The sequence below is a fragment of the Pelomonas sp. KK5 genome, from assembly GCF_001984095.1.
Lineage (GTDB): Bacteria > Pseudomonadota > Gammaproteobacteria > Burkholderiales > Burkholderiaceae_C > KK5.
Window position 1 is genome coordinate 18,598 of record NZ_LYVQ01000005.1, and the last position, 21,652, is coordinate 40,249.

At 69.1% G+C, this 21,652-nt stretch carries 19 protein-coding genes; 6 read left to right on the top strand and 13 right to left on the bottom strand.

Features of this window, described 5'->3' with window-relative positions:
- Nucleotides 1-4: 4 nt before the first annotated feature.
- The 6 genes from urtD to B0W88_RS01410 all read right to left on the bottom strand — a co-directional run bounded on the left by urtD (nt 5) and on the right by B0W88_RS01410 (nt 7,050).
- Nucleotides 5-886, bottom strand: coding sequence for an urea ABC transporter ATP-binding protein UrtD (urtD, locus tag B0W88_RS01385; protein WP_077032854.1), 882 nt, complete (start codon nt 884-886; stop codon nt 5-7).
- Nucleotides 883-2,013, bottom strand: coding sequence for an urea ABC transporter permease subunit UrtC (gene urtC / locus B0W88_RS01390; RefSeq protein WP_077032879.1), 1,131 nt, complete (start codon nt 2,011-2,013; stop codon nt 883-885). Before urtC ends, urtD begins: the two co-directional genes overlap by 4 nt.
- Nucleotides 2,014-2,018: 5 nt before the next feature.
- Entirely contained in the window at nt 2,019-3,605 is a 1,587-nt protein-coding gene (gene urtB / locus B0W88_RS01395) for an urea ABC transporter permease subunit UrtB (protein ID WP_077032855.1), read from the bottom strand.
- 110 nt (nt 3,606-3,715) lie between these two features.
- Nucleotides 3,716-4,978 carry an urea ABC transporter substrate-binding protein gene (gene urtA / locus B0W88_RS01400; protein WP_198937737.1) on the bottom strand — a complete coding sequence of 421 codons (1,263 nt, stop codon included), beginning with the start codon at nt 4,976-4,978 and terminating at the stop codon, nt 3,716-3,718.
- 134 nt (nt 4,979-5,112) lie between these two features.
- Nucleotides 5,113-6,360, bottom strand: a complete 1,248-nt coding sequence (locus B0W88_RS01405; RefSeq protein WP_077032856.1) for an SAM-dependent methyltransferase — start codon at nt 6,358-6,360, stop codon at nt 5,113-5,115.
- Between the two features lie 15 nt (nt 6,361-6,375).
- Entirely contained in the window at nt 6,376-7,050 is a 675-nt protein-coding gene (locus tag B0W88_RS01410; protein ID WP_077032857.1) for a histidine phosphatase family protein, read from the bottom strand.
- Nucleotides 7,051-7,108: 58 nt separating this feature from the next.
- Here B0W88_RS01410 and B0W88_RS01415 point away from each other — a divergent pair, with 58 nt between their 5' ends.
- A complete protein-coding gene (locus B0W88_RS01415; RefSeq protein ID WP_158080771.1) occupies nt 7,109-7,570 on the top strand; it encodes a GNAT family N-acetyltransferase in 462 nt (153 codons plus the stop codon).
- Nucleotides 7,567-8,232, top strand: coding sequence for an alpha/beta hydrolase (locus tag B0W88_RS01420; protein ID WP_077032858.1), 666 nt, complete (start codon nt 7,567-7,569; stop codon nt 8,230-8,232). Before B0W88_RS01415 ends, B0W88_RS01420 begins: the two co-directional genes overlap by 4 nt.
- 8 nt (nt 8,233-8,240) lie before the next feature.
- Here the strand turns inward: B0W88_RS01420 and B0W88_RS01425 are convergent, their stop codons facing one another.
- The 3 genes from B0W88_RS01425 to B0W88_RS01435 all read right to left on the bottom strand — a co-directional run bounded on the left by B0W88_RS01425 (nt 8,241) and on the right by B0W88_RS01435 (nt 13,080).
- Nucleotides 8,241-8,600, bottom strand: coding sequence for a hypothetical protein (locus tag B0W88_RS01425; RefSeq protein ID WP_077032859.1), 360 nt, complete (start codon nt 8,598-8,600; stop codon nt 8,241-8,243).
- Between the two features lie 80 nt (nt 8,601-8,680).
- The gene (locus B0W88_RS01430; RefSeq protein ID WP_083748492.1) at nt 8,681-9,739 is read right to left on the bottom strand and encodes a response regulator; all 1,059 of its coding nucleotides are present in this window, start codon (nt 9,737-9,739) and stop codon (nt 8,681-8,683) included.
- Nucleotides 9,736-13,080 carry an ATP-binding protein gene (locus B0W88_RS01435; protein ID WP_077032860.1) on the bottom strand — a complete coding sequence of 1,115 codons (3,345 nt, stop codon included), beginning with the start codon at nt 13,078-13,080 and terminating at the stop codon, nt 9,736-9,738. Before B0W88_RS01435 ends, B0W88_RS01430 begins: the two co-directional genes overlap by 4 nt.
- 57 nt (nt 13,081-13,137) lie before the next feature.
- On the opposite strand from B0W88_RS01435, the gene ureA reads away from it, so the two are divergent.
- The 4 genes from ureA to ureC are packed head-to-tail and all read left to right on the top strand — an operon-like array spanning nt 13,138 to nt 16,044.
- Nucleotides 13,138-13,440: an urease subunit gamma gene (gene ureA, locus B0W88_RS01440; RefSeq protein WP_077032861.1), complete on the top strand. Its 303-nt coding sequence runs from the start codon at nt 13,138-13,140 to the stop codon at nt 13,438-13,440.
- Between the two features lie 19 nt (nt 13,441-13,459).
- Nucleotides 13,460-14,014: a HupE/UreJ family protein gene (locus B0W88_RS01445; protein WP_077032862.1), complete on the top strand. Its 555-nt coding sequence runs from the start codon at nt 13,460-13,462 to the stop codon at nt 14,012-14,014.
- The gene (locus B0W88_RS01450; protein ID WP_077032863.1) at nt 14,011-14,322 is read left to right on the top strand and encodes an urease subunit beta; all 312 of its coding nucleotides are present in this window, start codon (nt 14,011-14,013) and stop codon (nt 14,320-14,322) included. Before B0W88_RS01445 ends, B0W88_RS01450 begins: the two co-directional genes overlap by 4 nt.
- On the top strand, nt 14,323-16,044 hold the full coding sequence (gene ureC / locus B0W88_RS01455; protein WP_077032864.1) for an urease subunit alpha: 1,722 nt from the start codon (nt 14,323-14,325) through the stop codon (nt 16,042-16,044).
- 44 nt (nt 16,045-16,088) lie between these two features.
- On the opposite strand, the gene B0W88_RS01460 is transcribed toward ureC, so the two are convergent.
- The 4 genes from B0W88_RS01460 to B0W88_RS01475 form a co-directional block, all read right to left on the bottom strand.
- Nucleotides 16,089-18,404, bottom strand: coding sequence for an FdhF/YdeP family oxidoreductase (locus B0W88_RS01460; protein WP_077032865.1), 2,316 nt, complete (start codon nt 18,402-18,404; stop codon nt 16,089-16,091).
- A 260-nt stretch (nt 18,405-18,664) separates the two neighbouring features.
- Entirely contained in the window at nt 18,665-19,948 is a 1,284-nt protein-coding gene (locus B0W88_RS01465; RefSeq protein WP_077032866.1) for an MFS transporter, read from the bottom strand.
- Between the two features lie 20 nt (nt 19,949-19,968).
- Nucleotides 19,969-20,967 (bottom strand): dipeptide epimerase, encoded by a 999-nt coding sequence (locus B0W88_RS01470; protein WP_077032867.1) that lies wholly within the window; start codon nt 20,965-20,967, stop codon nt 19,969-19,971.
- Nucleotides 20,964-21,650 carry a cysteine hydrolase family protein gene (locus tag B0W88_RS01475; protein WP_077032868.1) on the bottom strand — a complete coding sequence of 229 codons (687 nt, stop codon included), beginning with the start codon at nt 21,648-21,650 and terminating at the stop codon, nt 20,964-20,966. The genes B0W88_RS01470 and B0W88_RS01475 overlap by 4 nt, the downstream gene beginning before the upstream one ends.
- Nucleotides 21,651-21,652: the final 2 nt, after the last annotated feature.

A 21,652-nucleotide genomic window follows, 5' to 3' on the forward strand; every position in this document is an offset into this window, starting at 1 on the left:
GTGTTCAGCGTCCCAGGTAGACCTCGACCACGCGCTCGTTGGACTGCACATCGGACAGCAGCCCTTCCGCGAGCACCGAGCCCTCATGCAGCACCGTGACCGTCTTCTTTCCCTCGGTCAGCTGGTCGACGAAATGCATGTCGTGCTCGACGACCACCAGCGAGTGCTGGCCCTCCAATGACAGGAACAGCTCCGCGGTGCGCTCGGTCTCCTCGTCGGTCATGCCGGCCACCGGCTCGTCCAGCAGCAGCAGCTTCGGGTCCTGCATCAGCAGCATGCCGATCTCCAGCCACTGCTTCTGGCCGTGCGACAGCAGGCCCGCCTGGCGCTGCGCGGAGGGCAGCAGGTGGATCAGCGTCAGCACCTCGGCGATGCGATCCAGCTGCGTGCCGGAGAGGCGCGAGAAGAGACTCGTGCGGGCGCGCTTGTCGGCCTTCAGCGCCAGCTCCAGGTTCTCGAACACGCTGAGCTGCTCGAACACGGTCGGCTTCTGGAACTTGCGGCCGATGCCCACGGCGGCGATCTCGTTCTCGCGCAGGCGCAGCAGGTCGATGTTCTGGCCGAAGCTGACCGTGCCGGCATCGGGGCGGGTCTTGCCGGTGATGCAGTCCATCATCGTGGTCTTGCCCGCGCCGTTGGGGCCGATGATGCAGCGCAGCTCGCCGACCTTGATCATCAGGCTCAGCCGGTTCAGCGCCTTGAAGCCGTCAAAGCTGACCGTTACGTCGTCGACGTACAGCGCCACGCCGGTCGTGAAGTCCGGCGTCAGGCCGTGCACCAGGCGGCCGAAGGACGCGCTGCCGCCCGAGCTGTCCTTCTGCGCGGCTTCGATCTCGGCGTGGTGTTGGAGCGCCTCGGCGCCCTGCTCCATCAACTCAGGCGTCATGACTGCTTCTCACCCTTCTTGCTCTTGAACAGGCCGACGATCCCGTCCGGCAGGAACAGCGTGACCGCGATGAACAGCGCGCCCAGGAAGTACAGCCAGAACTCGGGGAAGACCTGCGTGAACCAGCTCTTGGCGCCGTTGACGAAGAAGGCGCCGACGATCGGCCCGATCAGCGTGGCGCGGCCGCCCACCGCCGCCCAGATCGCGATCTCGATGGACGCGGCCGGGCTCATCTCGCCGGGGTTGATGATGCCCACCTGCGGCACGTAGAGCGCGCCGGCCACGCCGCACATCAGCGCACTCAGCACCCAGATGCCGAGCTTGTAGGCCAGCGGGTCGTAGCCGGTGAACATCACGCGGCTCTCGGCATCGCGGATCGCCTGCAGCACGCGGCCGAACTTGCTGGCCACGATCCACTTGGCCATCAGGTAGAAGCCCACCAGCACCAGGCCGGTGATGACGAACAGCGTCATCCGCGTGCTGGGCGCGGTGGCCGAGATGCCCAGGATGCGCTTGAAGTCGGTGAAGCCGTTGTTGCCGCCGAAGCCGGTCTCGTTGCGGAAGAACAGCAGCATCGCCGCATAGGTCAGCGCCTGCGTGATGATCGAGAAGTACACGCCCTTGATGCGCGAGCGGAAGGCGAAGAAGCCGAACACATAGGCCAGCAGGCCCGGCATCACCAGCACCATCGCCATCTGGAACCAGAACGAATCGCTCAGCGCCCAGTGCCAGGGCAGTGTCTTCCAGTCGAGAAAGACCATGAAGTCCGGCAGGTCGCTCTGGTAGTTGCCGTCGCGGCCGATCTGGCGCATCAGGTACATGCCCATCGCGTAGCCGCCGAGCGCGAAGAACAGGCCGTGGCCCAGCGAGAGGATGCCGGTGTAGCCCCAGATCAGGTCCATCGCCAGTGCGCAGATCGCGTAGCACATGATCTTGCCGACCAGGCCGACGAGGTAGTCGCTCAGGTGCAGCGGATTGCCCGCGGGCACCAGCAGGTTCAGCACCGGCACGAGGACGGCGACGACGAGGATCGCCGTCAGCACCGCGAGCCAGCCGCGCGGCGAGAGCAGGCGGGGCCGCTGCGGCAGCAAGGCCGGCGAAGAGGTGGTGGGAGGATTGGTCGTCATGTCGCTCATGCCTCGGCACTCCGGCCTTTCATTGCAAAGAGTCCCTGCGGCCGCTTCTGGATGAAGACGACGATGAAGACCAGCACCATGATCTTGGCCAGCACCGCGCCGGCCACGCCTTCCAGCAGCTTGTTCAGCACGCCCAGGCCCAGCGCCGCGATCACCGTGCCGGCCAGTTGGCCGACGCCGCCGAGCACGACCACCATGAAGGAGTCGACGATATAGCTCTGGCCCAGGTCCGGGCCGACGTTGCCCACCTGGCTCAGCGCGCAGCCGGCCAGGCCAGCGATGCCGGCGCCCAGGGCGAAGGCATAGGTGTCGATGCGGGCGGTGTTGACGCCCATGCAGGCGGCCATGCGGCGGTTCTGCGTGACGCCGCGGACGAACAGGCCGAGCCGCGTCTTTGCAATCATCGCGGCCACGCCGCCCAGCACCAGGAAGGCGAAGGCGATGATGGCGATGCGGTTGAAGGGCAGCGTCAGGTTGCTCATCGCGGCCACGCCGCCGGACAGCCAGGCCGGGTTCTCCACCGGCACGTTCTGCGCGCCGAACAGCGAGCGCACGCCCTGCATCAGCACCAGCGAGATGCCCCAGGTCGCCAGCAGCGTTTCCAGCGGCCGGCCGTAGAGCCAGCGGATCACGCTGCGCTCGAGGATCGCGCCGACCAGGGCGGAGGCGAGGAAGGAAGCCGGGATCGCGGCCACGACATACCAGTCGAAGGCGCCCGGCAGGTAGGTGCGGAACAGGTTCTGCACCACGTAGGTGGCGTAGGCGCCGATCATCATCAGCTCGCCGTGGGCCATGTTGATCACGCCCATCAGGCCGTAGGTGATGGCCAGGCCCAGCGCCACCAGCAGCAGGATGGAACCGAGGCTGATGCCGGTGAACACGAGGCCCAGGCGCTCGCCCCAGGCGAGGTGGCGCTCGATGGCGCCGAGCGCCTGGGTCAGCGCGGCTTTCACCTCGGCGTCGGGCTCGACGGCGAGGCGGTCGATCAGGAGGCTCTTGACGCTGGCGTCGCTGGCTTCGGAGAGCTGCTGCGCGGCGGCGAGGCGTTTGGCCTTGTCGGGCGAGGCGACGAAGAGGCCGGCGCGCAGCGTGGTCAGCTTGTCCTTCAGCGCGGCGTCGGTCTCGGCGGCGATGGCCTTTTCCAGCAGCGGGAGCTGCGCTTCTTCCAGCGGCTCCTTGGATAGCGCGGCCACCGCCTCGCGGCGCAGCGTCACATCGGGCGAGAGCAGCTTCAGCGCAGCCAGCGCCTGCTGCAGCGCGCCGCGCATGCGGTTGTTGTTGACGACGTCCTCGGCGTCTTCGGGCAACTGGGCCGGCTTGCCGGTGGCGGCGTCCTTGACGTTCTCCCCGTCGATGACCAGCACCTGCGCCGGCGTCAGCTTGACGCCGTCGTCCAGCATCGCCTGGACGAAGGGCGCCAGGCCCGGCTCGCCCGCAGCGGCCGCGGCATTGAGCGCGGCGATGCGGTCGTCCGTCTCGCCGGCGGCGATGGCGCGGGCCTGGGTGGGGGTCAGGGCTTGCGCGTGGCTGCAAAAGATCAGCAGCCAGGCAAGGACGGCGAAGAACTGGCGTTTGAAAATCATGGGGGTCGAGTCATCGCCCAGGAAACACCGTTCGCCCTGAGCTTGTCGAAGGGCTTCGACAAGCTCAGCCCGTCCTTCGACAGGCTCAGGACGAACGGCTCGCTACCGCCTTACTTCGCCACCGGCTCGTCCTTCTTCCCCTTGTTCTCAGGAATGAACGGGCTCCACGGTTGAGCCTTCACCGGGCCCGGCGTCTTCCACACCACGTTGAACTGCCCGTCCGCCTTCACTTCGCCGATGAAGACCGGCTTGTGCAGGTGGTGGTTCTTCGGGTCCATCGTGGAGGTGAAGCCACCCGGGGCCTTGTAGGTCTGGCCGGCCATCGCGGCGATCACCTTGTCGGTGTCGGTGCTCTTGGCCTTCTCGACCGCCTGCGCCCACATGTGGATGCCGATCCAGGTGGCTTCCATCGGGTCGTTGGTCAGCGGCTTGTCCTTGTGGCCGGGGATGCCCTTGGCCTTGGCGTAGTCGCTCCACTGCTTGATGAAGGCGGCGTTGGTCGGGTTCTTGATCGACATGAAGTAGTTCCATGCCGCCAGATGGCCCACCAGCGGCTTGGCGTCCACGCCACGCAGCTCTTCTTCACCGACCGAGAAGGCCACGACCGGCACGTCGGTCGCCTTCAGACCCTGGTTGCCGAGTTCCTTGTAGAAGGGCACGTTGGAGTCGCCGTTGATCGTGGAGACCACCGCGGTCTTCTTGCCCTCGGACGAGAACTTCTTGATCTTGGCGATGATGCTTTGATAGTCGGAGTGGCCGAAGGGCGTGTACTCCTCCATGATGTCCTCGTCCTTCACGCCCTTGCTGTGCAGGAAGGCGCGCAGGATCTTGTTGGTGGTGCGCGGGTAGACGTAGTCGGTGCCCAGCAGCACGAAGCGCTTGGCCGAGCCGCCGTCCTTGCTCATCAGGTACTCGACGGCGGGGATGGCCTGCTGGTTCGGCGCGGCGCCGGTGTAGAAGACGTTCTTGCTGAGCTCCTCGCCTTCGTACTGCACCGGGTAGAACAGCAGCGAGTTGGTTTCCTCGAACACCGGCAGCACCGACTTGCGGCTCACCGAGGTCCAGCAGCCGAACACCACGGCCACCTTGTCCTGCGTGATCAGCTGCTTGGCCTTCTCGGCGAACAGCGGCCAGTTGGACGCCGGGTCCACGACCACCGGCTCCAGCTTCTTGCCCAGCACGCCGCCCTTGGCATTGATGTCGTCGATCGCCATCAGCACGGTGTCCTTGAGCACCGTCTCGGAGATGGCCATCGTGCCGGAGAGGCTGTGCAGCACGCCGACCTTGATGGTGTCGGCCGCGAAGGCGGGCAGGCCAGCCGTCGCCAGGCCGACGGACAGGGCGACCAGGGTACGGCGGGAAATCTTGGACATACGGGGGCTCCTCAGCGGATTTGATTGAGTCAGTCGGTCGGTGAACAACTGGACTCAGTCTGAGGACGCCCCCGCGAACCGGGAATACGCAGATCGGCGTAGGTGGTGGCGCCGAGACGACGCCGCGGCGTTCGTCAGGCCGCGCAGAGCAGCAGGCTCTCCAGCGCCTGCTCCCTGATCCCGTAGAAGGCCTTGATCGCCGCGATCTGGGCCAGCAGCTCCGGCTTCTTCTTCTCGGCCGCGGCCAGCGCCGCACCGCTCTTCTTCACCGCCAGGATCATCTTGTTCTTGCTGGTGTGCTCCAGCGCGACGAACTCGAACACCTGCGTCTCGTAGCCCTCCGCTTCCAGCAGCAGCGCGCGCAGCGAGTCGGTCACCATCTCGGCCTCCTGGCCCAGGTGGATGCCGTGCTGCAGCAGCGGCTTGAGCACCGCGGGCATGGTCATCTGCGGGCGCAGCTGCTTGTGGCAGCAGGGGCTGCACATGATGACCTGCGCGCCGGCGCGCAGGCCCAGGTGGATGGCGTAGTCGGTGGCGATGTCGCAAGCGTGCAGGGCGATCATCACGTCCAGCCGGGCCGGCGTGTAGTGGCGCACATCGCTCTGGTCGAAGCGCAGGCCGGTCATGCCGTGCTTCTTCGCCGCCTCGTTGCAGAGCTTGACCATGTCCTCGCGCAGCTCGACGCCGACCACCTCGGCCCGCTTGCCCTGCACCGTCGTCAGCCAGTCATGGGTGGCGAAGGTCAGATAGCCCTTGCCGGAGCCGAAGTCGGCCACGAACACGTCGGGGCTGTCGGCCAGCGCCGAGCTCTTCAGCGCGGCGCCGAATATCTCGATGAACTTGTTGATCTGCTTCCACTTGCGCGACATGGCCGGCACCAGCTGCCGCTCGCCGCGCAGCTCGTGGGTGACGCCGAGTTCAGTCCAGAACGGCCGGTGCAGGTCGAGATGGCGCTGCTTTTCCTTGTCGTGGCCGGTGGCGGCAGCAGTCTGCTGAGCCTCGTCGTTAGCAAGCTTGGACACCCGCAGGCTCGGCTTGCCCTTGCGGCTGAAGGCCAGTTGGACTTCTTCCGAGGGCGTGTGCAGATGGGCGTTCTGGAACTGAGCGCCGAGCAGGCCGGCGATCTCGCTGACGCCGTCCTTCAACGCATGGTTCTTGGTGACGTCTCGGGTCTTGTGCCGCCACAGGAACTGCAGCTGCGGCTCACCGCGCAGTTCGACCAGGCGCACCGTCAGCCGCTCCAGGTCCGGATCGGTCGGCTTGGCCAGCAGCAGCTTGACGAAGCGCCCCTCGGCCAGCGCCGTCTCCAGCAGTCGCAGGAAGCGCGCGGGCGCCTCGGGCTTGTCGGCGGTGGCGGCGGGAATCAGGTCGGAGAACAGCATCCGACCGATTTTCGCTTACGAGTAGGTGACGAGCGCCGCACCCTCGGCAAAGTCCAGGTGCGGCAGGCCGTTATAGGTGACCAGCATGTGCCGCTTGGGCGTGAAGGCGAACTCGGTCACCGAGCTGTTGCGGATGCGCAGGTTCAGCTCGATCGTCGTCTCGGCCGGCGTCTGCAGGATCTGCCCTACCGCGGTGGAGATCGGGCCGCCGCTGCTGACGATCAGCACCCTGCTGCCCTGGGCGGCCGTCTTCAGCACATGCGCCAGCGCCGAGGCGACGCCGGCCGAGAACTCGGCATAACTCGGCATCCCGACGGGCTGGGTGCGGCCCTGCATCCAGGCCGCCAGGCCCTCGCGCAGCAGGCGGAAGTGGTGGCGGTACTCCTCGGCATTGGCCGGCTTGTGCAGCGGCTCCGGGTGGAGCGCGCCGATCACCGCATGGCTGTCGTACTCGTTCAGGCCCGGCCACACCAACGGCTCCGGCGCATGACCCAGGCCCTCGACGATGCCGGCGAACGATTGCGCATGGCGCTTCAGCGAGCCGGTCAGTACCGCGTCGAACTGCATGCCGCGGGCGCGCCAGTATTCGCCCAGCAGGCGGCACTGCTGGAAGCCCAGCGGGCTGAGCTGGTCATAGTCAGCCGCGCCGAAGGAGGCCTGGCCGTGGCGGACGAGGTAGAGCGTTCCCATGGCCGGGATCATGCCGTGCGGCGCGGCGGCGGCCTGTCGCCTCGCGGACAATGGCGCCATGCACCAGCCCAGACCGCTGACCCGCGCCGACCTGCCAGGCATCTGGCGGGTGCGCTACGCCGTGCGCGAGAACACGCTGGTGCCCGGCCGCATCAGCGACGAAGAAGTGATCGAGCGCATGGAGACCACCGGCCGCGGCTGGGGCTTCGACGCGCCGGACGGCAGCCTCGCCGGCTTCGCCATCGCCTGCGGAGACACCGGCGGCGACAACGCCGGCCGCATCTGGGCGCTGTTCGTCCACCCGGAGCACCAGGGCCGCGGCTACGGCGGCCCGCTGCACGACACGATGGTCGACTGGCTCTTCGCGCTGGGCCTGCCGCGCCTGTGGCTGGACACCGGCGCCGAGACCCGCGCGGTCGACTTCTACCTGCACCGCGGCTGGTCCATCGTGGGCCGCACCCACGCCGACTCGCTGCTGCTCGAACTGTTTCCCCACACCTACAAGCCCCACCGACCATGAACCCGCTCGACGCCATCGAACTCGAAACCGCGCCCAATCCCACCGCCACGATCATCGTGCTGCACGGCCTCGGCGCCGACGGCAACGACTTCGTGCCGATCTGCAACGAACTGCAGCTCGATGCCGTCGGCCCGGTACGTTATGTCTTCCCGCATGCACCCGAGCGCGCGGTGACGATCAACGGCGGCTACCGCATGCGCGCCTGGTACGACATCCTCGGCGCCGACCTGGTGCGCCGCGAGGACGAGACCGGCCTGCGCGAATCGCAGCAGCAGATCGAGGCGCTGATCGAGCGCGAAGTGCAGCGCGGCATCGCGCCGGAGCGCATCGTGCTGATGGGCTTCTCCCAGGGCTGCGCGATGACGCTGATGACCGGCCTGCGCCACCCGCAGCGCCTGGCCGGCCTGGTGGGCCTGTCGGGCTACCTGCCGCTGGCCGACACCACCACCGCCGAGCGCCACGCCGCCAACGCCGCCACGCCGATCTTCATGGCCCACGGCCGCATGGACCCGGTCGTGCCGGTGGCCCGCGCCGCGGCCTCGCGCGATGCGCTGCAGGCGCTGGGCTATGCGGTCGAGTGGCATGAGTACCCGATGCCGCACTCGGTCTGCGCGGAGGAGATCGAAGACCTGAACCGCTGGCTGCTCGCCCGGCTGGCCTGAACGATCGCTCAGGCCCCGCCGGCGCCGAACCGGATCGCCGCCTGCGGCGCGTGCTCGCGCACGACATGGAGCAGGCGCTCGAACAGCAGGGCGTGGCGCTCCTGCAAGCGCAGGCCCGCGCCGATCAGCACGCAGTCGAAGGCGCGGGCCTGCAGCCGCGCGGCGGTGACGGCCTCGGCCGTCTCGCCGTAGTCCACCAGGCCCAGTTCGCAGTCGTAGCCGGCGGCGGCGAAGGCTGCCTCGTCGGCGGCCAGCGCGGCCCAGCGCTGGATGATCTTGTCGCCGCTGAAGGCGGCGAAGTCGGAGGCGCCGTCCTCGATGAGGTCGGGGTTCAGGCCGATGAGCAGGGCAGTGGGGCGGGCGGACATGCCCCCAACTTAGCGGCGGCCCGATGGCCGTTCAATTGACAAGCTAGGGCTTTACCAACTGCGACTTGTCAGCAAACAAGTCAGCGGCCCGCCTCGAGGCCGCGCACCTTGCCCATCGCCATCGCGGCGGCGGCGGTCCGCGTCTCCACGCCCAGCTTCTCGAACACATGCTCCAGGTGCTTCTGCACCGTGCGGGGGCTGCTGCCGAGGATCTCGCCGATGTCGGCGTTGGTCTTGCCCTTGACGACCCAGTAGAGCACCTCGGCCTCGCGGCCGGTGAGCTTGAAGCCGTGGATCAGGCCGTCCAGCAGCGCCGCGTCGTCGGCCTCGCGCATCACGATCAGCCACTGGCCCTCGCCCAGCGCGTCCGGGTCCACCGCATGCAGTGTGAAGGACAGGCGCTTGGCGGCGCGGGCCACCTTGGCACCGGGTTCGATGGTCTCGCCGGCGCGCGGCTGCGGCAGCACGGTCAGGCCCGCCGGCTCGGCGCCGGCGCGGCGGCGCAGCGCCTCGCGGTGCAGCCACAGCATCATCTCCGGCGGCAGGCGGCCGCGCTCGAAGTGGCCGCCGGTGAAGTAGTCGGCCATCAGCGAGCGGGCCAGCGCGGTCTGCCAGACGCAGCGGCCGTCGGCCTCGTGCACCGCCATGCTGGCGTGGCCGAAGGCGTCCAGCGCATTGCGCGCCTGGCGCTGGGCGCGGGCGCCGCGCAGGTGGGCGGCGATGCGCGCCAGCACCTCGCGTGGGCGGATCGGCTTGGTGACGTAGTCGACGCCGCCGGCGGCGTAGGCGGCCTCGATGTGTTCGGTCTCGGACAGGCCGGTCATGAAGATGATCGGGGCCGAGGCGGTGGCCGGGTCGGCCTTCAGGCGGCGGGCCACCTCGAAGCCGTCGATGACCGGCATCATCGCGTCGAGCACGACCACGTCCGGATGGATCTCGGCGGCGATGCGCAGCGCGGCCTCGCCGCCGGTGGCCACCATCACCGTGTAGCCGGCCTCGTCCAGCGAGTCGTGCAGCAGGGCGAGGTTGTCGGGCACGTCGTCGACGATCAGCACGCGCTCGCCATGGCTCGCCACCGGCGGGGAGGCCGGCAGCGCTGCATCTATTTCCTCGTGATGTTCAATCGTCGGCGCGCTCATGTATGCGGGAAAGCTTGCAAGGCGCGTGCCACTCGGCCGTCCATCGCCTGCAACTGGAAATCCCGCGCCAGCATCCGCAATTCCGTCACGAATTGCTGGCTTGCCGGATCCTCGGCCAGCATGAGGTCGAGCTGCCGGTGGATGCCCTTGACGTGGCCGCGCTGGACCAGCTGCAGCAGCGCCTGCAGGTGCTCGCGGGAGGCGGTGGGCGTGGCCGGCGCCGCAACCGCCGCAACCGCCGCTACAGCCGCCGGCGCCGCCTCCCGCAAGCGCCACTGCAGCGCCAACGCGCGGCCCAGCCAGTCCAGCAGCTCGTCCACCCGCACCGGCTTGACGATGAAATCGCCCGGCGTGATGCCCAGCTCGTTCTCCAGCCCGCGGTCGAAGGCGTTGGCCGAGACGATGGCAGCCGGCGCATCCGACAGGCCCTGGCGGCGGATCGCGGCCAGCGTCTGCCAGCCGTCCAGGCCGGGCATGGCCAGGTCCAGCAGGATGGCCTCGGGCGGCCAGCCGGGGATCAGGGCCAGCGCCTCGGCGCCGCTGGCGGCCGTCATGACGTCGAAACCGAGCGGCTCCAGCACCGCGCGCAGCAGCTGCCGGTCGGCCTCCTCGTTGTCGATCACCAGCACCCGGCGGGGCTGGCCTTCGAAGCCGATGCGGGCGGCACGCCGCCGCTGCTGGGCGATGGCGCCCTCGTGCAGCGTAGGCAGGAACAGCTTCAGCTCGAAGCAGGTGCCCTGCCCCGGTTCGCTCCTGACCTTCAGCTCGCCGCCCATCAGGTCGGCCAGCATCCTGGAGATGGTCAGGCCCAGGCCCGTCCCCGAACTGGCGCCGCCGGCCGCGGCGCCGCGCTCGAAGGGCTCGAACACCCGCGCCAGCTCGGCGGCGTCCATGCCCGGGCCGCTGTCCTCGATCTCGAAGCGGGCCATGTCGCGGGCATGGCGGATGCGCAGCGTGACGCCGCCTTCGGCGGTGAACTTGATCGCATTGCCGACGATATTGATGAGGATCTGCTGCACCCGTTTGGCGTCTGCCCGCACCCATTGCGGGAGGGCTGCATCAGCCTGGAATTCGAAAGCCAGGCCCTTGGCCGCCGCCTGCGGGCCCAGCAGCCGGGCCAGGTCGTCCATCGCCTCGGCGAAGGCCCAGGCCTGCGGCTCGAGCTTGAAGCGGCCGGCCTCGATGCGGGCCAGGTCCAGGCTGCCCTCGATCAGCGAGAGCAGGTGCTCGCCGCCGCGGCGGATCACCTTGACCGCCTGGCGCCGGTGCTCGGGCATGCGGGCGTCCTCGTCGAGGATCTGGGCGTAGCCGAGGATCGAGTTCAGCGGCGTGCGCAGCTCGTGGCTGATGGTCGTGATGTAGCGGGTCTTGGCCTCGTTGGCGCCATCGGCCTGGCGCTTGGCGAGCTGCAGCTGCGCGTCGGTCTCCTTGTGCGAGGCGATCTCGGCGAACAGCGCCTGGCTCTGGCGACGCGACTCCTCCTGCGCCACCTGCCGGCTCTTGTGCGTCAGCACCAGCCACCAGCCGATCACGCCCGAGGCCAGCAGCAGCACGACCAGCGAGCGGGTGTAGAACAGCAGCGCCAGCACCGGCATCACCAGCGCCATCAGGCCCAGGTACTGCACCAGGCCGTTCTCCAGCAGCGGCAGGAAGCGCTCGGGCACCAGCTGGTGCAGCAGCGCGCGGCCCTGGGCTCCGAGCCGCGCGTGGGGCTTGCAGAGGTCGTCGCAGCGGGCGTCCAGCGAGCAGCACAACGAGCAGATCGGGCCCTGGTAGGCGGGGCAGTGGGCCATGTCGGCACCCTCGTACTCGCGCTCGCAGATGCAGCAGTAGCGCTTCGCCGGCGTCAGCGTGGTGGGCCTGGCGATGTAGTAGCGGCCCTTCGTCGCCCAGGCGATCAGCGGCGCGCAGATCATGGCCGCCACCAGCGCGATCAGTGCGGAGAAGGCCTGGGCCATCGGGCCGAAGAAGCCCAGGTGGGCGGTAACGCTCAGGATCGACGCAATCGCCATCGAGCCCACGCCCACCGGATTGATGTCGTACAGGTGCGCCCGCTTGAACTCGATGCCCTTGGGCGACAGGCCCAGCGGCTTGTTGATCACCAGGTCGGCCACCACCGTCATGATCCAGGCGATGGCGATGTTGGCGTACAGGCCCAGCACCCGGTCCAGCGCCTGGAACAGCTCCATCTCCATCAAAAGCAGCGCGATCAGCGTGTTGAACACGACCCAGACCACGCGGCCCGGGTGGCTGTGCGTCAGCCGCGCGAAGAAGTTGCTCCAGGCCAGCGAGCCGGCATAGGCGTTGGTGACGTTGATCTTCAGCTGCGACACGATCACCAGCAGCGCGGTGGCCGCCACCGCCCAGCCGGGGCGGCTGAAGACGGTGTCGAAGGCGACCAGGTACATCTGGTTCGGGTCCACCGCGCGGTCGCTGGGCACCATCAGGCTGATCGCCAGGTAGGCCAGCACCGCGCCGCCCAGCATCTTGGCCACGCCGGGGATCACCCAGCCGGGGCCGCCAGCGAAGACCGCCGCCCGCCAGCGCCACTTGCGGCCCGGCTGCGGCTCGGGCATGAAGCGCAGGTAGTCGGCCTGCTCGCCCATCTGGGTGATCAGCGCGATGCCCACCGTCATGGCCGCGCCGAACAGCGGCAGCTTGAAGGCTCCCCCGGTGCCGTGGATGCCGGCATAGCTGCCTACTTGAGCGAGCAGGTCCGGATAGCGGCTGAACACGAAGCAGTAGGGCAACACCAGCATCGCCAGCCACAGCGGCTGGGTCCAGGCCTGCAGCTTGGCGATGGCGGTGACGCCATGGGTCACCAGCGGCAGCACCACCAGCGCGCAGAGCAGGTAGCCCCAGGCCGGCGGGATGTCGAAGGCGAGATCCAGCGCGTAGGCCATGATCGCCGCCTCCAGCGCGAAGAAGATGAAGGTGAAGCTGGCGTAGATCAGGCTCGTCAGTGTGGAGCCGATATAGCCGAAGCCGGCGCCGCGGGTCAGCAGGTCCATGTCCACGCCGTGACGCGCCGCATAGACCGAGATCGGCCAGCCGGCCAGCAGGATGACCAGCCCGGTGGCGAGGATCGCCCAGAAGGCGTTGACGAAGCCGTACTCCACCAGCAGCGTCGCCCCCACCGCCTCCAGCACCAGGAAGGACGAGGCGCCGAAGGCCGTGTTCGCCACCTGCCGGGCCGACCAGCGGCGCGACGCATGGGGCGTGAAGCGCAGCGCGTAGTCCTCCAGCGTCTCGGAGGCGACCCAGGCGTTGTAGTCCCGGCGGATCTTGATGACGCGCTGGACGGGTTCTGGAGCATGGACCGGGGCTGGCGGGGACGGCATGCTGCCTTTCTATCAAGACCCGTGCCGCTGGCATTGAACGTGCTGGCTTCCGCTGCCATGGACCTGACGCCAAGAGAGAAAGACAAGCTCCTCATCTTCACCGCCGCCCTGCTGGCCGAACGCCGCAAGGCCCGCGGCCTGAAGCTCAACTACCCCGAGGCGGTGGCGCTGATCAGCGCCGCCATCATGGAAGGCGCCCGCGACGGCAAGAGCGTGGCCGCGCTGATGAGCGAGGGCAAGACGGTGCTCACGAAGGCCGATGTGATGGACGGCATCGCCGAAATGATCCCGGAGATCCAGGTGGAGGCCACCTTCCCCGACGGCACCAAGCTGGTGACCGTGCACCAACCGATTGCATGAGATACGAGGACGCACCAAGATGAAGAAAAACACGCTGCTGATCGCCCTGACCCTCTGTGCCGCACCGGCCTTCGCCCATGTCGGCGCCGACGGTGCCGCGCACCATCACGGGTTCACCGACGGGCTCATCCACCCCTTCACCGGCATCGACCACCTGGCCGCGATGCTGGCCGTCGGCATCTGGAGCGCCGGCTCGGTGCAGCGCCGCTGGGCGGCGCCGCTGATGTTCGTGGCGATGCTGCTGGCGGGCGCGCTGCTCGCCCGAGCCGGCGTGGCCTTCCCGGCCGTCGAGACGATGATCGCCGGCTCGCTGCTGGCCGCCGGCGCCCTGCTGCTGGCGCCGCGGCAGCTGCCGCTGGGCGGGCTGGTGATGGGCGGCTTCGCGCTGTTCCATGGGGCGGCGCATGGCGTCGAGTTGGCGGGTTACGCGGCGCTGGCGGGGATGGTCGCCGGCACCGCCGCGCTGCACGTCCTCGGCATCGGCCTCGGCTTGCAGATGCGCCGCTACGCGGACTGGCTGCCGCGCGTCGCCGGCGCCGCCATCGCGCTGATCGGCCTGGGCCTGCTCGCATGATCCCGGGCGAACTGCTGATCGACGACGAGACCGCCGTCCATCAGCTCAACCCCGGCCGCCGCACGCTCACCGTCGTCGTCGAGAACACCGGCGACCGCCCGATCCAGGTCGGCTCCCACTACCACTTCGCCGAGACCAACGCGGCGCTCAGCTTCGACCGCGCCGCCGCCCGCGGCATGCGGCTGAACATCGCCTCCAGCCTGGCGGTGCGCTTCGAGCCGGGGCAGCAGCGCACGGTCGAGCTGGTCGACTACGCCGGCGACCGCGAGGTCTGGGGCTTCCGCGGACAAGTGCAAGGAAAACTCTGAATGGCGACCTTCGGAAGACGCGCCTATGCCGAGATGTTCGGCCCCACCGTCGGCGACCGGCTGCGCCTGGCCGACACCGCGCTGGTGATCGAGGTCGAGCAAGACCTGACCCTCAAGGCCGGCGGCTACGGCGAGGAAGTCAAGTTCGGCGGCGGCAAGACCATCCGCGACGGCATGGGCCAGAGCCAGCGGCCCAACGGCCCCGGGCCCGGTGACGCGATGGACTGCGTGATCACCAACGCGCTGATCATCGACCACTGGGGCATCGTGAAGGCCGACATCGGCCTGCGCGGCACCCGCATCGCCGCCATCGGCAAGGCCGGCAACCCGGACGTGCAGCCGGGCGTGGACATCGTCATCGGCCCCGGCACCGAGATCATCGCGGCCGAGGGCATGATCGTCACTGCCGGCGCGATCGACACCCACATCCACTTCATCTGCCCCCAGCAGATCGAGGAAGCGATGATGAGCGGCGTCACCACGATGATGGGCGGCGGCACCGGCCCGGCCACCGGCACGCTGGCCACCACCTGCACGCCGGGGCCCGAGAACATCAAGCGCATGCTGCAGGCGGCCGACGCCTTCCCGATGAACCTGGGCTTCCTCGGCAAGGGCAACGCGAGCCGCCCCGAGGCGGGCATGCAGCAGATCGAGGCCGGCGCCGTCGGCCTGAAACTGCACGAGGACTGGGGCACGACGCCCTCGGCCATCGACATGTGCCTGCAGGTGGCCGAGCGCACCGACACGCAGGTCAGCATCCACAGCGACACGCTCAACGAGAGCGGCTTTGTCGAGGACACGATCGCCGCGACGAAAGGCCGCACGCTGTGCGCCTTCCACACCGAGGGCGCGGGCGGCGGCCATGCGCCGGACATCATGCGCGTGGTCGGCGAGGCGAACTTCCTGCCCTCCTCCACCAACCCGACGATGCCCTACACCGTCAACACGGTGGACGAGCACCTGGACATGCTGATGGTCTGCCACCACCTCGATGCGAGCGTGGCCGAGGACCTGGCCTTCGCCGAGAGCCGCATCCGCCGCGAGACCATCGCCGCCGAGGACGTGCTGCACGACCTCGGCGCGATCTCGATGTTCTCGTCCGACAGCCAGGCGATGGGCCGGGTCGGCGAGATGGTGATGCGCTGCTGGCAGACGGCCCACAAGATGAAGCTGCAGCGCGGCTCGCTGGAAGGCGACACCGCGCGCAACGACAACGAACGCGTCAAGCGCTACATCGCCAAGCTGACGATCAACCCGGCGCTGTCGCACGGCACGGCCCACGAGCTCGGCTCGGTGGAGGTGGGCAAGTGGGCGGACCTGGTCTTCTGGCGCCCGGCCTTCTTCGGCGTCAAGCCCAGCCTGATCCTCAAGGGCGGCTTCATCGCCGCCTCGCTGATGGGCGACGCCAACGCATCGATCCCGACGCCGCAGCCGGTGCACTACCGGCCGATGTTCGGCGCCTTCGGCGGCGCGCTGCAGGCGGGATCATTGACCTTCATGTCGCTGGCCGGCGCCGCTCAGGCTGACAGTTATGGGCTGAAGAAGACGGTGGCGACGGTGCGGGGCAATCGCTCGGTCACCAAGCGCGACATGGTCCGCAATGCCTATCTGCCGCGGATGGAGATCGATGCGCAGACCTATGAGGTGCGGGCGGATGGGCAGCTGCTGACCTGCGAGCCGGCGAAGGAGTTGCCCTTGGCGCAGAGGTACTTCCTGTTCTGACGTACGCGGCCTGATCGCCAGCCGGCCGCAGCCGGGCTTCTTGCTCACGCTGCGCGACGGCTCAGGTGCTGCTGCGCCGAGCGCAGGATGCGCACCGGGATCGACTTGTAGGAGGGCGTGCCGCTCTCCTCGTCGATGTAGTCCAGCGGCACCAGCACATTGGCCTCGGGGTAGTAGGCGGCGACCGAGCCGGGCGCGATGTCGTACTCGATCACGGTGATGCCGTCGAGCTTCAGCGGCCGGCCGCTCGTCATCGTCTCGATGACGACGAGGTCGCCGTGTTCCAGGCCGCGCTGCGCCATGTCGGCCGGGTTCATGAACAGCACGTCGCGGCGGCCGAACACGCCGCGGTAGCGGTCGTCCATGCCGTAGATCGTCGTGTTGTACTGGTCGTGGCTGCGGATGGTCACCAGGCACAGCACACCCGCGTCCCAGGGCAGGTAGCTCTGCCGCAGGCCGGGGAAGACCGAGAAGATCGCCTTGCCCGAGGGCGTCGGCCACCGGCGCTCGGTCGGGGGCAGCGGCATGCGGAAGCCACCGGGCACGCGGATGCGCTCGTTGTACCGGTCGAAGCCGGGGATGGTCCGCTCGATGCAGTCGCGGATGCGGTCGTAGTCCTTGACCAGCTCCATCCACCGGACCGTGCTGCCCGGCAGCGTCGCCGCCGCCATGCCGGCCACGATGGCCGGCTCCGAGCGCAGCTGCGCCGAGGCCGGGCGCAGCCGGCCTGCCGAGGCGTGCACCATGGACATCGAATCCTCGACGGTGATCGACTGAGGGCCGCTGGCCTGCACGTCCAGCTCGGTGCGGCCGATCACCGGCAGGATGAAGCTCTCCTTGCCGACCAGCAGGTGCGAGCGGTTCAGCTTGGTACCGAGGTGGACGCTGAGGTCCAGCTTGCGCATCGCCGGGAAGCTCGATGCCGGATCCGGCATCGCCACCGCGAAGTTGCCACCCAGGCAGATCAGCGCCCTGGCCCGCCCCTCGACCATCGCCTGCATCGTCTTCACCGCGTCGTGCCCGTGGCCGCGCGGCGGTGCGAAGCCGAACTCGGCCTGCAGCGCGTCGAGGAAGGCGTGCGAGGGCTTCTCGGTGATGCCCACCGTGCGGTTGCCCTGCACGTTCGAGTGGCCGCGCAGCGGGCAGATGCCGGCGCCGGGGCGGCCGAAGTTGCCGCGCAGCAGCAGCAGGTCCGCGATCAGGCGGACGTTGGCCGTGCCGGTGTTGTGCTGGGTCAGGCCCATGCCGTAGGTGACGATGGTCGACCTGGCCCTGGCATAGGCCTCGGCCACCTGCTCCAGGTCGGCGCGGGCCAGGCCGCTCTCCTTCTCGATCGCCGGCCATTCGGTGGCGGCGAGGTCGGCGGCCAGCGCTGCGAAGCCTTCGGTGTGCTCGGCGATGAAGCCGTGGTCCAGCACGCCGCCGCGCACGTCTTCCAGCGCCAGCAGCGCCTTCATGATGCCCTTCAGCGCCGCGGCGTCGCCCCCGGCCTTGACCTGGAAGTAGGTCGAGGCGATGCTGGTGGAACCGAAGGTCGCCATCTCGATCAGGTCCTGCGGATCGGCGAAGCGCTCCAGCGCCCGCTCGCGCAGCGGGTTGAAGACGATGATCGGCACCTTGCGGCGGGCCGCCTCGTGCAGCGTGCCCATCATCCGCGGGTGGTTGGTGCCGGGGTTGTGGCCCATCGAGATGATCAGCTCCGTGGCCTCGAAGTCGGCCAGCGACACCGTCCCCTTGCCGATGCCGATCGACTGCGGCAGGCCCACGCTGGTGGCCTCGTGGCACATGTTCGAGCAGTCGGGGAAGTTGTTCGTGCCGTACTCGCGGGCGAACAGCTGGAACAGGTAGGCCGCCTCGTTGGACGCACGGCCCGAGGTGTAGAACTCCGCCTCGTCCGGCGAGGCCAGGCCGCGCAGCACCTCGCCGATGCGCGCGAAGGCGGCCTCCCATTCGACCGGCACGAACTTGTCGCTGGCCGCGTCATAGGCCATCGGGTGGGTCAGCCGGCCGAAGTCCTCCAGCTGGTAGTCGGTATACGTCGCCAGCAGCTCGGTGACCGTGTGCTGCGCGAAGAACTCGGGCGTCACGCGCTTGCTGGTGGCCTCCCAGGTGACGGCCTTGGCGCCGTTCTCGCAGAACTGGAAGGTGGACTTGTGCTCCTTGTCGGGCCAGGCGCAGCCGGGGCAGTCGAAGCCGCTGGGCTGGTTGGTGCGCATCAGCACGATCGGCGCCTCCAGCACCTCCAGCGCGTCCATCTGGTGGCGCACCGCATTGGCCGTGGCCTTCAGCGCGCCCCACCCGCCGGCCGGGCCGTCGTAGCGGCGGATGCCGGGTACGTCTCGCTTGCTCCTGCTTGCCATGGAAACCTCCGTCTCGTCGTCGTTGATCGCTGGGATCGACTGTAGGCAGCGGGAGCCGCGGCCATGGAGTCCAGTTGGGGCGTTAGGCGAAGAGTACAGTTGCCGCCGCTCAGGCGGTAGCCGGCCATCACAGCGAGGTGTCCGGATGCGCCGCCGGCTTGCCCGCAGGAAGGCCGTTTCCCCGGCGTGGTGCTGCAGGAAGCAGGTGTCGAAGGCGCCTGAGCGCTCACATGCGCCGATCCGCGCACCCTCAGGCGGCGCTAGTGCAAGGCCCGTTCCCAGCGCCCGAGGCCCGTCGCCGTCATCGCATAGATCACGCCGTTGAGCGCAAACGCCCCGACGGCCACCACGGCGACGCCAACGCCGATCGCACCCGGACCGACCGGCAGCACCGCCGAGGTCATGGCCACCAGCGTCGGCGCTGAAGCGCTGGCGAGATTCGACACGGCGTTGGCGAGACCGGAGCCGAAGCCGCGCTTGCTTGGCGGCAGCGCGGCCTGGATGGCCAGGAAGCTGAGCGTCATCGCCATCATCGAGATCACGCCGCTCACGATCAGCGCGCCGATCAGCACGTGGGCGCTGGAGCCGCCGAATGCCATCAGGCATGGTGCGCAGAGCAAGGCAGCGATGGCGCAACTGCGCAAGCGGCCCGGGCTGCCGAAGCGCTTGTAGGCCCAAGCGTCGATGTAGCCGGCAGCGATCGGACCGAGCGAGCCCGCGATCGTCGCGATCGCGCCGAACGCGAAGCCGACCTGCTGGGCGTCGAAACCGTGCTGGCGGCTCAAGACCGTGGGCAGCCAGGCCAGGTTCGCCGTGTCGGCCAGCGAGAACAGTGCCGATCCCAGCACCATCGCGCCGACCAGCAGCAGGGGCAGCGCGGGCCTGCCGTCCGATGAGGCGACCTCCGGCGTGTCGGAATGACGCTGGCGGGTCTCGCGCAGCACGGCGATCAGCGGCAGCAGCAGCAGATTGCTCGCCGCCAGCAGTGCGACGGCCTGCCGCCACGGTTCCAGGCCTGCCAGCAGCGGCCAGTCCTTGAAGACGCCGGCCTGTGCCGCATGGACCACGATGCCGCTGATCGCCGCGCCGATGGCCGGGCCGACACCGATGACCACGAACAGCGCGCCGACCGCCTTGCCGCGCCGCTCGGCCGGGAAGGCGTCGGCGATCCAGGTCATCGCCAGCGGGAACTTGACACCCGCCGCCGAGGCGACCAGCAGCCGCGCCACGGCGAGCTGTTCATAGCTCGACGCCAGCGCCGTGCCGATCGCGCCGCCCGTCCAGACCAGCAGCGCGCCGATCAGCAGCCGGCGCCGCGAGAGCCGGTCTGCCAGCCATCCCCCACCGACGCTCATGACCATCGAAGGCACGGCAAACAGCGCGCCGATCAGCAGGCTGAATTTCACGTCGCTGATGCCGAAGGTGCGCCGTACCGGATCGGCGATCTGCCCGAAGGGCGTCGTGGCCAGGCTGAGCGTGATGGTCACGAGGATCATCGCGACCAGCACCGCAAGCGCTTCCGTGCGGCGGTAAGTGGGGGTCATGTCTTGCTTGCCTCGTGCGCTCAACCCCACAGCGCCGCCGCCGGCGCCTGGAGCCATCCATTGTCGATCGTCATCGCCGGGACCCGATCCTCCCGCAGGAAGCCCAGCTCGAGGTCCACCACGTCCAGCCCCTGCGCGAGCACGAAGGCGGGCGCCACGGCCAGCGAGGTGCCGGACATCATGCCGACCATGATGCCCAGGCCCATCGCCTCGGCCTCGCGGCGCAGGGCCAGCGCCTCGGTCAGGCCGCCGGTCTTGTCCAGCTTGATGTTGATGAACTGGAAGCGGTCACGCACGGCGGCGAGCGAGCTTCGATCGAGGCAGCTCTCGTCCGCGCAGAAGACCATGTCGCCGGGTGGCTTGGGCATCTGGTCGTTGAACTGCGGCAGCATCGGCTGCTCGATCATGGCCACGCCGAGGCGTGAGCACAGCGGCAGCAGCCGCGCCAGTTCGTCCGGCGACCAGCCGCAGTTGGCATCCACCAGCAGCCGTATGCCCGGCACCGCCGCGGCGACGGCCTCCAGCCGCTCGGCGTCGCGCCCGTCGGCACTGCCGACCTTGACCTTCAGCCAGCGACTGCCGCGATGGCCGCGGGCCTGTTCCTCCATCGCCGCCGGCGCATCGATGCCCAGCGTGGGCATCACCGGCACCGGATTCATCGCGAGGCCCGCGAGCCGGCCCGCCCGGACGCCGATGCGCTTGCAATCGAGGTCCCACAGCGCGCAGTCGATCGCGTTGCGCAGCGGTGTGCGAGGCAGGCGCTGGAGGATGTTGTCGCGCGTGAGGCCGTCGAGCCAGGCCGGGTAGCAGCGGGCCTCGGGCACGACCTGCGCATCGGCCATCTGGGCCCGCGCGGCGGCCTCGTCCCATTCATGCGGCTCGCATTCGCCGACGCCGCTCGCCCCGTCCGCGGCGTTCATGCGGACGGTGAGGATCAGGCTGTGCGTGAAGGTGTAGCGAGAGATCGAGAAGGGCGAGATCAGCGGCCACTTCTGGAGTTGGGCAAGCAGCATGTTCATGGGTGCGGGTATGCAGCGAGGGTGGTCTCAAGGCGCAGCGAGTCGCTGACCCAGCCGAAGTTGTGGTTCTCGCTGTAGGTCATGCGGACGGTCGCTTCGTGGTCGGCCGGGTCGAACGCGGCGCAGGCGTCCTGCAGCAGCACGCAGCAGTAGCCGGTATCGACGCCGCCGCGGAAGGTGGAGGCCACGCAGCACTGGGTGGTGAAGCCCATGACCAGCAGGGTCTCGATGCCGCGCACGCGCAGCACCGTGTCCAGCGCGGTGTTGTGGAAGGCGTTGAAGCCGGCCTTGTCGATCGTCGGCTCGCCGGTTTGCGGCTTCATCGAGTCGAGGATCTCGGTGCCGCGCTCGCCGCGCACCAGGAAGCGGCCCAGCGGTCCCATCGTACCGATGCTGCTGTCGAAGCGGCGGCGGTACATGTTCAGGTCCGACAGGTCCGGCGCGTAGGCCTCGCGGGTGTGAAAGACGAAGACGCCGGCCCGCCGCGCGGCGGCCAGCGCGCGCTGCGCGGCGGGCAGCGCCGCCGCGAGACGCTCGACGGCCAGGCCCCGCGAGGCGCCCATGCCGTCGGGCGCGACGAAGTCGACCTGGAAGTCGATGCAGGCCAGCGCCGTGCGCGCCGGGTCGATGGCGATGGATCGCCCCTGCTCGCAGGGGAGCTGAAATTGGATCGTGGAACTCATGA

What these genes read in the sequence shown, in the direction of transcription:
- B0W88_RS01415 (WP_158080771.1), top strand. Translation starts at nt 7,109, where the DNA reads ATGCACCAGCCCAGACCGCTGACCCGCGCCGACCTGCCAGGCATCTGG.
- urtD (WP_077032854.1), bottom strand. Translation starts at nt 886, where the DNA reads ATGACGCCTGAGTTGATGGAGCAGGGCGCCGAGGCGCTCCAACACCAC.
- B0W88_RS01420 (WP_077032858.1), top strand. Translation starts at nt 7,567, where the DNA reads ATGAACCCGCTCGACGCCATCGAACTCGAAACCGCGCCCAATCCCACC.
- B0W88_RS01475 (WP_077032868.1), bottom strand. Translation starts at nt 21,650, where the DNA reads ATGAGTTCCACGATCCAATTTCAGCTCCCCTGCGAGCAGGGGCGATCC.
- B0W88_RS01410 (WP_077032857.1), bottom strand. Translation starts at nt 7,050, where the DNA reads ATGGGAACGCTCTACCTCGTCCGCCACGGCCAGGCCTCCTTCGGCGCG.
- B0W88_RS01470 (WP_077032867.1), bottom strand. Translation starts at nt 20,967, where the DNA reads ATGAACATGCTGCTTGCCCAACTCCAGAAGTGGCCGCTGATCTCGCCC.
- ureC (WP_077032864.1), top strand. Translation starts at nt 14,323, where the DNA reads ATGGCGACCTTCGGAAGACGCGCCTATGCCGAGATGTTCGGCCCCACC.
- ureA (WP_077032861.1), top strand. Translation starts at nt 13,138, where the DNA reads ATGGACCTGACGCCAAGAGAGAAAGACAAGCTCCTCATCTTCACCGCC.
- urtC (WP_077032879.1), bottom strand. Translation starts at nt 2,013, where the DNA reads ATGACGACCAATCCTCCCACCACCTCTTCGCCGGCCTTGCTGCCGCAG.
- B0W88_RS01430 (WP_083748492.1), bottom strand. Translation starts at nt 9,739, where the DNA reads ATGAGCGCGCCGACGATTGAACATCACGAGGAAATAGATGCAGCGCTG.
- B0W88_RS01405 (WP_077032856.1), bottom strand. Translation starts at nt 6,360, where the DNA reads ATGCTGTTCTCCGACCTGATTCCCGCCGCCACCGCCGACAAGCCCGAG.
- B0W88_RS01450 (WP_077032863.1), top strand. Translation starts at nt 14,011, where the DNA reads ATGATCCCGGGCGAACTGCTGATCGACGACGAGACCGCCGTCCATCAG.
- B0W88_RS01465 (WP_077032866.1), bottom strand. Translation starts at nt 19,948, where the DNA reads ATGACCCCCACTTACCGCCGCACGGAAGCGCTTGCGGTGCTGGTCGCG.
- B0W88_RS01425 (WP_077032859.1), bottom strand. Translation starts at nt 8,600, where the DNA reads ATGTCCGCCCGCCCCACTGCCCTGCTCATCGGCCTGAACCCCGACCTC.
- B0W88_RS01445 (WP_077032862.1), top strand. Translation starts at nt 13,460, where the DNA reads ATGAAGAAAAACACGCTGCTGATCGCCCTGACCCTCTGTGCCGCACCG.
- urtB (WP_077032855.1), bottom strand. Translation starts at nt 3,605, where the DNA reads ATGATTTTCAAACGCCAGTTCTTCGCCGTCCTTGCCTGGCTGCTGATC.
- urtA (WP_198937737.1), bottom strand. Translation starts at nt 4,978, where the DNA reads ATGTCCAAGATTTCCCGCCGTACCCTGGTCGCCCTGTCCGTCGGCCTG.
- B0W88_RS01460 (WP_077032865.1), bottom strand. Translation starts at nt 18,404, where the DNA reads ATGGCAAGCAGGAGCAAGCGAGACGTACCCGGCATCCGCCGCTACGAC.
- B0W88_RS01435 (WP_077032860.1), bottom strand. Translation starts at nt 13,080, where the DNA reads ATGCCGTCCCCGCCAGCCCCGGTCCATGCTCCAGAACCCGTCCAGCGC.